A 12,563-nucleotide genomic window follows, 5' to 3' on the forward strand; every position below is an offset into this window, starting at 1 on the left:
AATTGTTTTAAAAAGTGAGTTGAACACCCATAGAATAAGTTTTTAAAGGTGGTATATAGCCGGTTACCAGGAATTCAGGATCAATCCCAAAATAATGAGTCCAAGTCATAAGATTTTGCCCTTGCAGGAATATTTTGGCTTCAGACAAAAGTTTTCCCTTTAAGGGTATCGTATAGTTTAGTTGAACATTTTTTAACCTGATAAAGGATGCATCACTGACCGCAGCCGTACTGTATTTAAGGTAAGTAGTCATTGTTGAAGCTGCAGGATTACTTCCCGACGAATATGGCATAATAATACCGTTTGGATTATCTGCTGACCATACATTGGCAAAAGCAGCAGGCTGATTAGAAAGTGTCCCCGGAACTGTCATATCCCTGAAATAGTTGGTTTGTCTTTGTTTCACAAATTGAAGGAGAAAGGAGAAGGAGAGATTGCGGTATTTTATTTCGTGCTGCCAGCCCCCAAAAAATCTAACCCCAATATTTTCTACGGTCTGCGCATCATCAAGTATTGAAATCTTACCATCATTGTTGGCATCTTTGAAGCGGTACTGCCCCGTTACAGGATCAATTCCTTGGTACTCCAAAAGTTTGAGAATACTTGTAGGCTGACCTACAGCATACATCGTAGCGTAAGGTGAACCTTCTAAACCTGGAAATGAAATAAGTTTGTTCTTTGGAACTGAAATATTGAACCCGGAGCTCCATCGCCAGTCAGAACTTTTGATAATTTGCGAACTAAGCTCAAACTCCCATCCGCTGTTCTCTACGGTAGCATCCAGGTTCGCCTGCACAGAACTGAAACCTGTAATAAGTGGCAATTGAACTCCTACCAATTGATTGGATGAACGGTTTCTATACCAGGATGCCGTAAGGTTGATCCGGTTCTTAAACAAAGAAATTTCTAATGCAGTTTCCAGCTTTTTTGTTTTCTCCCACGAAAAGTCCGGATTGAAAAGCTTTGACGGAGTAAAGGCAGAAACAGAATTATAAGGTGACGCAGTAATGGTATAGGTATTCAGATATTGGTAATCTCCTATCCTGTCACTTCCTGTAATACCGTAACTTGCACGCAGCTTGGCAAAGGTTAACCAACTGCTATTTTTCAGGAAAGACTCTTCTGAAATGATCCATGCACCGCCTAGGGCTCCGAAATTGGCAAAACGTTTATTGGGTCCAAACCTGCTGGAACCGTCACGACGGCCTGTTATATTAAGAATATACTTTTTATTGTAATTCCAGTTAACCCTTGCGAAAACGGCTGCATACCGATAGTCGCTTTCACTCAGGCTTTCCATATTGATCACCGATGCAGCGGCAATATTATGAAGCAGAGCATTGCTGGAATATCCTGTTCCTCTCACAGCTGATGATCTGGAAAGGGTCTGCTGATAAGAAGCTCCCAACAAGACTTCTACCTTAGACTTATTCATGCTTTTACTCCACGTAAGTTGAGGTTCCAGCAGGTAAGAAATAAAGTTGGAATTATTGACCGCTGAGGTAGAATTAGCTGAACTTGCCCCCGCCGGAAAAGCAGGATTGTACATCGTATTGGGTGAAAGGGTTGTTTCCTGTAAGCTCCAGTAGTTAAAACCTCCATTGAGCTTGAGCTTAAAATTATCCGATATGGCATAACCTGCGCTAATATCCTGATTCAATCTAAAGGTTTTAGCTTCATAGGTTCCGTTAAGAGCTGCCATAGGATTGCTGAAAGTATTCTCTTGCCAGTTGATGTTTCCATTAGTATCATATAATGCCGGTGCATTAGGGGCAAGTGATAGAGATAACCGTGTAAAATCGCTATTTATCACATTGTTGGATTGAAAAGTCAGGTAATTAGACGCTGTTAATGAAAAGCGGCGGTCTGTACTGTTATAATTGTAATTGCTGTTAAGGGCATTGGTTTTGTATCCTGAATTTCCCGGGTAAACGGTTCCTTGTTCCTGATGAGAGGCACTGAGCAGGAAAGAAGATCGATCACCTCCCCCACTGACTGACAATAATGTCTGTGTATTTTCTGCAGTACGGCCAATAAGGGTCTTCTGCCAATTAGTATATCTTGATTGATCCCATTTCCCATTAAGATCATAGGCAGTAGCAGGCAATGTTGTGATCCCATCATTTGCGAAAGCTTGTTTCCTCATTTGAATATACTGTTCTGTGGACATCATTTCCAGCTTGTTTGCAACACTGCTCAAGCTGTAGCTGGTATTGAAGGTGAATTGTATATTTTTATTACTTCCCTTTTTGGTGGTAATCAGGATAACACCATTACCACCCCGTGAGCCGTAGATTGCTGTAGCATCCGCATCTTTAAGAACCTCTATACTTTCAATATCATTGGGATTCATTGCGTTGAGAGGGTTAATGTCTCGCATTGGTTCAATGCCGGTCGTATAACTGGTAGAAAGTTGTCCCCCAACAGGAATACCGTCGATCACATATAGCGGTTCATTTCCATTGATAAGGCTGTTGGTAACAGTTCTTAAACTGTTTCTACCCCTGATTTGAACATCAAAGCCTCCTGAATTACTACCACTAGAGCTTGTAATGTTCACTCCTGCCATTCGTCCCTGTAGTGCAGAGAGTACATTGTTGACGGGTTGGTTTTCTATATCTTTTGCTGAAACTTTGGCAATACTACCGGTTCTTTCTTTGTCTTTTACCTTGTAGTAGCCGGCGTTGAGAATAACTTCTTCGATTCCCTTTACTTTTTGTTCTAAGCTGATATTAACGACTTTCTGATTAGTGAGTGTGAATTTTTCCTCTGAATAATCAGGGTGTCTGAACAATAGGATGGAATTTTCTGCTGAAACCTGTAAGGTATAGGTTCCGTTGTTGCCGGTCATGGTTACCTGATCATTGTCTTCTTGAGAGATTATGACTCCTGAAAGAGGTTTACCTGATGAGGTTACGGTACCGGAAATGGTGCGTGTTTGGGCGTTTGTCTTGATGCTTACAGTGGTAAACATGAGCCCAAAGAAAATGCCACCTATATTGTAATAGGAATTTTTCATAGATTTGTAAAGGTTTTTAATTTTTAAAGATTAATTACTGAACTACGCTCTTTCCCGTTGGTCTCCAAACTGTATGGGAAGGGGCTTTTTTCTTTCTTCTGATTTTAAGTTGAGTAGTTTTTGATTCATTTTTTAGGTAAAGACTTTCCTGATGCCCTTTAGTATGAAAAAGGACTGGTGAGGTTCTAAAAGCAGTGACCGCAAGGCATCGGAAAGAATTTAATATGAATGAAATCTGTGTTCCCGTGTAAGCTTTTTAAAGCCGCAATAGGTTGTACCCTCCTATTGTATCGTGTAGTCTGATACTATGTTTAGAAAGCGGGCTTAGATTTTTTACGTAGAAATAAGCGAACTGCATTGAAAAAAGACGGCATGGAACTCTACATTATCCGTAATAGGGGTACTGGTATACCTTGGAAACAGATAAGAGAGCCCACGCCTAGGTCGTGAGCTTAATACTTATCCTCTTGTTTCCTTAAAATTACCAGTTTTCTATTACAAGATTCTAAGCAATAGCTTCTATTATTCTTTGAAGTATCGCAAAGTTACATTTTCTGTAACCTATTTTACAAATATAATAAAAATATAATTGGTAAACAAAAGCGTACCGAATAAAAATTTGAATAGTTCTTAATTGCATTCATGTTTAATGATGTTGAAAAAATCATAATGATAAAGACTGCAATTGCGTTACGGCTATTACTTAGCCGTAATAAAAGTCATTCTCAAAGTGATGACTCTGACATCATTGATAGCTATGAAAAAATTGCTATCAATTCTAATGCTGATATTAGAAAAGCCACTGTAACAAATGCTTTTAGTGGTAAAAAAAGATCATCAATGGTAACAATAACTCTTATTGTTGAATCAATGGGATTTACAATGATTGATTTTGGTGAACAATACTGTAAAATAAAAGATGAACATATTTCAGAATTTCAAGATAGTATTTTAAGAAAAAAGTCCTGACTCAGCTTTACTATAATTTTTATTCTGATTCCTATTTCTCTTTGGTATCGATTTAAACCTATTGAAGTCCTTCTGGAACTTTGCTCCTCTCTGGTCTCTTAAATTATTTGCTTGTACTGCAAAATAATAATACAAATATTGTATTAATTGAAATAACAATGTAGACTTTTAACGCTTCCATTATTTGTGCTTTTTGTAATATAATAAAACTTTTAAATTCTCCATATTTCTTTTTTTACGGAAAGCCATAAATTAAAGAGAAAAATCTTCATTACATTTACATTCATAGAGATATTTATTAAATTAAAATAAATTGAGATGAATCTTTTTTCAGAAATAGAACGAGATTTTACTGGCCCAGCCGAAGCGAACGAAGATTCATTCAGCTATTATGAACGAAGTGCCAGAAAAGATATTGGCAAAGTACGTGATTTATTAGAAAAATGGTTTCAAAATCTTCCTGAAACAGAAAAGTACGAAATCAAGAAAAGATTCAAGAAGAGTTTTGACTCAGTTTTTTATGAACTTTTTTTATTCAATTTCTTTAAAGAACTGGGTTACGAAATTATAATACACCCAAAAATTAATAATACAGACAAAAAGCCAGATTTTTTAGTGATTAAAGATGGTATTGAAATGTATATAGAGGCTAAAATTTGCAAGGATAAGTCGAATTTTGAAGAAGCGAATGAAAAATTAATAGAGAGGTTTTATGAAACAATAAACAAAATTGAATCACCACATTTCATGTTTCATATTGAAACATTACAATTAAAAACAAAAAATCAGCCTTCAACAAAAGAGCTAATCAGAAATATTAAAAATAAAATTGCTGAGCTCGATCATAAAAGAGAGCTTATAAAGACAAAAGGCGATTTTTCGTCTTCTTTACCGCAATTTGAAAATTTGTTTTTTGAAAATGATGAGATTTCAATTAACATAGAATTTCTACCAGTTAATGAAGATGCAATTGGAAAGCCACGAAGAAGTATAGGTATTAGACCCTTTGAGACATTTATTGGGGGTGCAGAAGAGTCTATTAGAGAATCTATTTTAACGAAAGCAAAGAGGTATGGAAAGCTAGACAAACCTTACTTAATTTGTATAAATACTCTAAGCATTAAATCATCATCCTATTATGATATTGATGCTGCTATATGGGGCTCTATAGCTCTATCTTTTTCAACTGATCCCAACAATAGAGATGAGAAATGGGTACGAAGTGCAGATGGTATTTTTTATAACAATGGATCTAAAAGAATCACAAACGTAAGTGGTATTATGATTAACCGAATATTTCCACATACTGTGCCTTCCAGCAAATATTGGATATTTGAGCATCCATTTACAGATAATAAATTGAATTTTAAAAGTTTAAAGCTTCCTTATTGTTATATTCAAAATGGGAATGTTCACAACTATGAAGGTAATAATTTAGGAGAGATATTTAAGTTAAACAAAGACTGGTTAGAGGATCAGTAATTTTTATAATTATTTCGATTCAGGATATAATGACTTTGTCTTGTAAATTTTGTAAAATCCTGACGAGACTTGTAATCTCATTCTATTGATAAATGCTTTATAATAGCAATCGGAATTTGCTGGAGTAGCTTTCCTGTTTCTTTATGTTCTTTATTGATTTTTTAACTTCTCTATTATTCTAAAGGATAACAGCTTATAAAATTATTAAATTGCTAAAAATGATGCTTTAGATTTTAATACATTTATACTTGTGGTCTCTGCAAGATATAAAAATTCATAAATATTTTTTACGCATGATAATTTTGTATTTTTAAAAAAACAAAACTAATATTATGAATTGGCTTACTCAAAAAACTGGAATTATTGATCATCATAGGGAAACCGATTTTGGAACACAGCCTATAAGAGTCTTACATTGGATGATTGTTTATATGTTTAATAATACTCATCCTGATTTCTTTCAAAATTTACAGAATTTGATAAAGGAGGGGAAATTTAATTCTCAACTTGATTTTCAATTTGGAGAAATACCTATAATGATCGATAGAACAAAATATCGAACACCTTATGCAAATGGAAAGAGTAAACAAATTGCAATTCACGAAACATTTCTTTCATATTTATGGTGTGTTACTTATGCATTATATGTTACTTACTTAGAAGAAATTGATTATCCTAAAATTAATAAATTAAATAACAGAACAATATACCCTATCAGTAAGGAAAATATTGAGAAAGCAAAAGAGATGTTTGATTATGCCAAATTACTGATTGTGGATTTTGTTCCTTGGAATAAAGAAGAGCAACCTAATCCTGAGAGGTTCCTAGCAGAAGAAAGAACATATATTGAGCAGGTAAACTGTTTTTATACTGAAGCTGTAAAATTTATATTTTGTCACGAACTAGTTCATCTTGATCTTCATCTTGAGAAGATTAGCGAAGACACCCCTGATAGCCATTATCTTGAATTTGAAATTGAGGCAGATAATAAAGCTATTGAAAATATTAAAAAGGGAATATCAAATTCTTCCAGTCCATTTGAAATAGCAAAAAAGAGTGTCGTTACTGTAGGTACTTTAATCGGGGTATTATCTATGTTCTTTTTTAAAGCGACCACAGAAGGCAAACAACATCCAAATTCTGAAGATAGACTAACAAATGTTCTTGAAAAATTTGAACTTGATGAACAGGATGAGGCTTGGGCAATTGCATGTGTGGGACTGAAATTTTGGGATAGCCAATTTGGTCATAATTTTGAATGGTCAGAAAACCCAAAATCCTATAAACATGAATATTATGAAATCATATTACAAATAAAGAATAGAAGTTAAAATCCAAATATTTAAATGACAAGAGTCTATAGTATAAACATTGATCAAGGATAATTATCTCAAAACTTATACAATGTTTAAAACCTTTTAATACAATAGATTTGTTATAAATTTTGTAACAGAAACACAGTAAAAATACACATAACTAGATGGACGAGATTTATGAAAAACTAGAAAATATAAGTTTATCCAGCAAAAGCACATTTGAAGTAAGAAATTTTCTCAATCAAACAAAATTTGATTTGATTGAGAAAAATAGATTGTCTGAGGCGGAAATGATACAGTGGGAAACCGATACTTTTTTATTTAACATTAATAAAAATAAACTATCCGGATGTTTTGTAGGTACTGATGAAAAAGGCTTACAAACCGAATATCCTTCATTAAAAAATTATTCCGAAAAAATTTTTAATTATCTTAAAGAAAGATTATCTTCATGTAAGTCACCTTTTCTAAAATGTAGATATGGTCATTTCTTGTGGCTATCACCCGCTAAAAATATTTCTTTTGCAATGGTTGCAGTCGAGTCATACCTAGAGTGCATTCCATTAATTGAACGCCTTGATTTAAACTATCCCGAAAAATATTTTGGATTGCAGTTAATAGATACTTTACAAAATTTATTCACGCTTTCGTCATCAATAAATTACAGGGTGGATAAGGTAAAATCTGAAGTGCAAAGAATTGTAAAAAACTACTCTCTCGATTCAGATTCTAGCTTTGCGATGAGACTAGACTTAACAAAATTGATGTTGGAAAATAAGAAATTTACTAACGAAGATTTTAAAGGGGTATGTGGTATACTTGAAAAATTGGTAGTCATAAAAAGCAAAAATGAAAGAGAACAAGCAATAACAATATTGCAGCAAATTATAAAAATAAGAAAAAAATTAGGATTAAAATACGATAAGTATGAAAGGAAGATAGGCAATCTCTGGTATTTAAAATCTAAAGAAGAAGGGCTAGTTAACATTGTTGCGTGCAAATTTTTAGAAAATGCAATATATCACTACAAAATAGCAAAAGATAAAAATCGTATTGAATTTCTGCAAAAACGATATAATAAATTAAAAAAAGACATACAGCTTTTTGAATTTGGAGAAGAAATAGATGTCTCAGAATATCATAAAAAAATTGATATAATTTCAACGGGAATATCTTCACAAAATACTGAATCAATAATTTCTATTTTAATGCTTGATGACTCATTGTTACCAAGTTATAGTAAGATGGAACAACAAGTTGAAAATGAAAAAGGAAAATATCTTTTCAAAGAATTATTTTCAAATTCAATTATAGACGCTAATGGCAACACCGTTCAGCATTATGATGATGAAAACGAGAAAAAGTATTTTGATATTTTGAAAAATTACAATTATTATATTCAAATAATAACCCTTCCGCTATTTCATCATATATTCTATGAATGCGTCAAAAAACAAAAACTATCAGCTAAATCTATACTGCAATATTTATACGACCATTCTTGGCTTGGAGTAGAGTTAGAACTGTCAACAACAGGTCAACGCGAAAAAGCATATAATTGGCTTTCTCTAATAGCCCCGGCTTTAAACAATTTTTTTATTAATCTCGAATTCTATCTTACAAATCCTCAATCCTATCCAAATTTTATCCTGTGCATAGACAGTTTATCAACAAAGATTGAGGGGATGGTAAGGGATATTTGCGAGTTTAAAGGTATTATTCCCTTTGAATTTAAGGTTGATCATAAAGGAAGAACCATCTCCTTTCAAAAAGATATTCATAAGTTACTGAGCGAAGAGAAGATCGTAAACTTAATTTCCAAAGATGATCTGCTGTTGTTAAAATATGTGCTTATTGAAAAGGCAGGTTACAATCTAAGGCACAAAGTTGCACATTCATTAATGACATTTAATGAATATAACATTGGACAAATGTTTTTACTAATTATCTGTGTTTTAAAACTGGGTAAATATGACTTGATTAAAAAAAATAAAATTTAATTTTTTATTTGAGAGTAATTCTTAATAAATTATAACAACATTTATTTGTATCTATAAACTAAAATGGAAGAGTTTTATCAATAATATTACTTTGGAGCTTTATGCATTCGAATTTTATTAAAGACGAAATATTCGGAGATACAATTTAATATTCAAGATAACCTACATATGAATGATATCAATCCTTTAGAAGATTGGGAAAAAAACATTCCTTTCGAAATTGAAAAAAATTTAACGGTTATAAAAGATATTTGCAAAAAAATCAATTCCTTTGATTTGATTGCTTATATCTCCTTCTATAACCATCTTCAAAATCCTAAAGAATATACAGATTATAGAGGTGACAAAAACTTTTTTGTCTCTGAAGTAGTGGCATGTCAATGCTTGAAAAATGGCTATATAGAAAACACAAATATCGATCCTGCAGAAGTTCTTGAGGCTTTTACAAAGATTCAGGATGCCACTTTAAAATACTGTAGTTTAACTGACGTTTCAGATATGTTTAAGCACAATGCGATTGAAGATACCTTTAGCGAAATAATGTCAAAAATCGAAACAGAATCAAAACATGTAAGAAATCCGGGACATCCCGGTCACCACTTACTTTTTTCAAGAGAATTATTTAAACCCTTTGAAAAAGAGATTGAATCTATATTTCACTTTTCTTTAGAAGATAGTCTTATTATAAGAAATAAAATTTCAGAATTTTTAAACTTTAAATATCAGGAGTGTGTAAAATCAGTGGAAGAAAATGCAAGTTTGCATTCAAAAGAGACAATAAGGTATAAAAACAAAAAAATTTCCGCGGACGAATTAGCAATTAAAATTGAAAATATTGATGAAATAATAAAACTTTCGGATAACGAAATCCGTCATCTGTACAAAAACCACTTCTACAGCGAACTAATGACGAATTATAATGTAGGAGGAACGTTTGATGCAAGTGAATTAGCCGAATTTTTAAATTTGAATTCAATATCTGTCTTGAATTTTTTGAATGCATTTTCATGTACTTTTAATTCAATTACTGAGACTGAACCTATTTACTCAACAGATTTAATATTGAAGCGCAAACCATTAATTAAACACCATGATAAGTACATTATTCCATCAATTCCACTTTTAGTCTGGGCCGTTGAAGAAGCCTTTGAAAATGAATTTAAAAAAAACAATAAGCTTTATCAAAAATACATTTCTTATAAGCATGATTTTTTACTAAAACAAGCGGAAACTTATTTTAAAAATATTTTACCTAATTCACAGTTCTACCCTAATATGTTTTATGGCAGTGATAATAACAGATGTGAAACAGATGGGATACTAATTTTCAACGAATATATATTTATCATAGAAGCTAAAGCTAATAAACTATCAATGAAAGCTAAGGCTGGGCACAGATTAAAAACTGATGATCACTTAAATGATATCATTAAAAATTCATATGACCAGGGCATAAGAACTCTTAACTTTCTAAAGGAAAATAATGAGGTCATTTTCCTAGATAAAAAAAAACAAAAGCTTAGCCTAAAACTAGCTAATTATCGTGAAGTTGTATTAGTATCACTTACTTTAGAACAGCTAGGAAATATAGTACCAATTTTAAAAACTGATAATAACTTAAATTATTTTGAGGAAAACCACTTTCCTTGGATTATAAGTATATATGATCTTATTGTGATAAATGATTTTTTTGAAACACCTTCATTATTATTAAGTTATTTAGAGATAAGGAAAAAATTTTTAAGCTTTGAAAGTACATATATTTATGAAGAACTAGATCTTATTGGCTATTTTCTTAAACAAAAAGGAAACGAATTAAGTTATCTTATCGAACAAGAAAGAACTAAAGGGGCAAACTACTTCTATTTTGAACCAGAAACAGATTATATCAATAATTACTATATGCACTTATTTAGCTCTACTAATAAATATATTAAAAAGCCCTCTTACTTTACAGATAATGAATTTAAAGAACTCATCTTTAAGATCGACAAGTCAAGACTAAATGATAGTATCAAAACATCTGTTCAATTAATGAAATTTAATAAGAGTACTATTGTGGAGCTTTCAAAAAGGTACAAAAAAGTAAAAAAACAATTCCTAAAGGATAAACAATTGCATGACTGTTCTATATTCACAAAGGAACAAGGCGGCTTCGGATTTACATTTATGATTGCAAAAGATAAAAATCTGTTAGAAGAAAAACTAAAAGAATATATTAAATATAAAAAAAATCAACTTTTTGCTGGAACCTGGGTAGGAGTTGGTGAAATAAATGGTGTTATTCAATTCATTATGACAGTATAATTTTTCAGTTTTAGTTAGTATGAATAGTACACGACGAATAGAAAATAAAAAGAACTTCGAATCAGAATTACAATTTATTGAAAACATATGCTCTTTGGATAAGCACAAAGTCAACCTGATCGATAATGAAAAAAGTGCAGCATATCTCTCCAGAGAAAACAAAACATTTAATTTTGAAATAGAAGCAATATTTGAACAAGAAGATGATGATGAACTTTTGTTTGCTTTTGATAATATCATATTAAAATCAAAAAAGTTTGGAAATACTTCTAACAGTACTAATTTTGAGATAGACAAATCCATTAATTTGAAAACTGTTATTGAACTAAAAGAGTTCCATTCAAATGACTTTAATACAGAAAGTATATATAGAGCATATTTCAAAGTTGATATCAATGACATTAAAACATTTCATGGAGAATTTGAAACAGTCACACATCAACGGGATGGAATAGAATATTTCTATGATTGTCTTCGCATTAAAATCAAGGGCAAGGAATATGATGTTACACAATTAAAAAGAAAAGATGGGGGCTATTATATTTTTGAATGTTTCCAAAAACAAAATTATGAGGAGTTTTCAGATGCTTGCTTTTCTATCCAACAAGCAATAGGATTTATTAATAAGCTTATGGTTGGAGGAGAAAAATTTATATTTGATAACTTAGGTGGGCTTTACTACACCAATAATATCAGACCAACGATAAAAGGAATGTATGGTCCCGTCATAGCAAATCCTTACTCTCGTTTAGAAATAGGAAGAAAAACTGCAGATATTCTTTATAATAAACATGAACTGACAAGAATTTCTTTGGAAGAACTATCAGCATTAGCTCATAAAATACATACCGAACCAGAGTTTTCTGTTGCAATTCTTGTCATATTGGAAGCAACATCAATAAGATCATTACTAATAATTCCAAGCTCATTTGCTGTAATTATTGAACAACTTTCTAAACATTTTAGAACTGAAGAGTCTGGATCAGAAAAACCTATAACTGATAAAGACTTGCAACAAAAAATAGTTAAGGAGCTTCACCTTGTTATTGACAATAATTCTAATGGTTTAAGTAATGATAACATATTAAAATTAAAAAGAAGACTTAACGAAATTAATAAGCCGATCAATAAAGAGCATTTAACAAATAATGAAAAACTCACAAGACCTTTTGAGCAGCTTGGTATAACTTTAAGTTTGCATGACATTACTATTATTGAGCATCGAAATGACTTGTTACATGGTAGCATATTAATACAAACCGATAATATTGATAATGATGAAAGTAAAACCAATCTTTACCTGGCATATGTTTCTGCAAAACTATTTACACTTATAAGTAAACTTATTTTAAAAAGTGTAGGTTACAATGGATATGTTTATAATCAAGCAAAATTTTTAGAAAGATATATGTCAATTACAACGAATGAAGATTACTTCGAAAAAATCTCATAACTGTACTTTCCTATATT

Annotated in this window: 7 protein-coding genes; 6 read left to right on the forward strand and 1 reads right to left on the reverse strand. The window is 31.8% G+C overall.

All coding sequences use genetic code 11. From position 1 onward, the window contains the following. Window positions 1-7 precede the first annotated feature (7 nt). Window positions 8-3,019, reverse strand: a complete 3,012-nt coding sequence (locus ACWNCI_RS08765; protein WP_449388020.1) for a SusC/RagA family TonB-linked outer membrane protein — start codon at window positions 3,017-3,019, stop codon at window positions 8-10. A gap of 669 nt (window positions 3,020-3,688) precedes the next feature. Here ACWNCI_RS08765 and ACWNCI_RS08770 point away from each other — a divergent pair. The 6 genes from ACWNCI_RS08770 (at window position 3,689) to ACWNCI_RS08795 (ending at window position 12,546) form a co-directional block, all read left to right on the forward strand. Further along, the gene (locus ACWNCI_RS08770; protein ID WP_336688086.1) at window positions 3,689-3,988 is read left to right on the forward strand and encodes a hypothetical protein; all 300 of its coding nucleotides are present in this window, start codon (window positions 3,689-3,691) and stop codon (window positions 3,986-3,988) included. Window positions 3,989-4,306: 318 nt separating this feature from the next. Then, window positions 4,307-5,470 (forward strand): hypothetical protein, encoded by a 1,164-nt coding sequence (locus ACWNCI_RS08775; RefSeq protein WP_336688085.1) that lies wholly within the window; start codon window positions 4,307-4,309, stop codon window positions 5,468-5,470. Window positions 5,471-5,802: 332 nt separating this feature from the next. Next, window positions 5,803-6,801 carry a phage exclusion protein Lit family protein gene (locus ACWNCI_RS08780; protein WP_336688084.1) on the forward strand — a complete coding sequence of 333 codons (999 nt, stop codon included), beginning with the start codon at window positions 5,803-5,805 and terminating at the stop codon, window positions 6,799-6,801. 149 nt (window positions 6,802-6,950) lie between these two features. Beyond that, on the forward strand, window positions 6,951-8,786 hold the full coding sequence (locus ACWNCI_RS08785) for a DUF7380 domain-containing protein (protein WP_449388021.1): 1,836 nt from the start codon (window positions 6,951-6,953) through the stop codon (window positions 8,784-8,786). Window positions 8,787-8,954: 168 nt separating this feature from the next. Further along, window positions 8,955-11,093: a hypothetical protein gene (locus tag ACWNCI_RS08790; RefSeq protein WP_336688082.1), complete on the forward strand. Its 2,139-nt coding sequence runs from the start codon at window positions 8,955-8,957 to the stop codon at window positions 11,091-11,093. 94 nt (window positions 11,094-11,187) lie between these two features. Beyond that, the gene (locus ACWNCI_RS08795; protein WP_449388022.1) at window positions 11,188-12,546 is read left to right on the forward strand and encodes a hypothetical protein; all 1,359 of its coding nucleotides are present in this window, start codon (window positions 11,188-11,190) and stop codon (window positions 12,544-12,546) included. Window positions 12,547-12,563 lie beyond the last annotated feature (17 nt).

It is taken from the genome of Chryseobacterium lineare, from assembly GCF_977014045.1.

What these genes read in the sequence shown, in the direction of transcription:
- ACWNCI_RS08790 (WP_336688082.1), top strand. Translation starts at nt 8,955, where the DNA reads ATGAATGATATCAATCCTTTAGAAGATTGGGAAAAAAACATTCCTTTC.
- ACWNCI_RS08770 (WP_336688086.1), top strand. Translation starts at nt 3,689, where the DNA reads ATGATAAAGACTGCAATTGCGTTACGGCTATTACTTAGCCGTAATAAA.
- ACWNCI_RS08785 (WP_449388021.1), top strand. Translation starts at nt 6,951, where the DNA reads ATGGACGAGATTTATGAAAAACTAGAAAATATAAGTTTATCCAGCAAA.
- ACWNCI_RS08780 (WP_336688084.1), top strand. Translation starts at nt 5,803, where the DNA reads ATGAATTGGCTTACTCAAAAAACTGGAATTATTGATCATCATAGGGAA.
- ACWNCI_RS08775 (WP_336688085.1), top strand. Translation starts at nt 4,307, where the DNA reads ATGAATCTTTTTTCAGAAATAGAACGAGATTTTACTGGCCCAGCCGAA.
- ACWNCI_RS08765 (WP_449388020.1), bottom strand. Translation starts at nt 3,019, where the DNA reads ATGAAAAATTCCTATTACAATATAGGTGGCATTTTCTTTGGGCTCATG.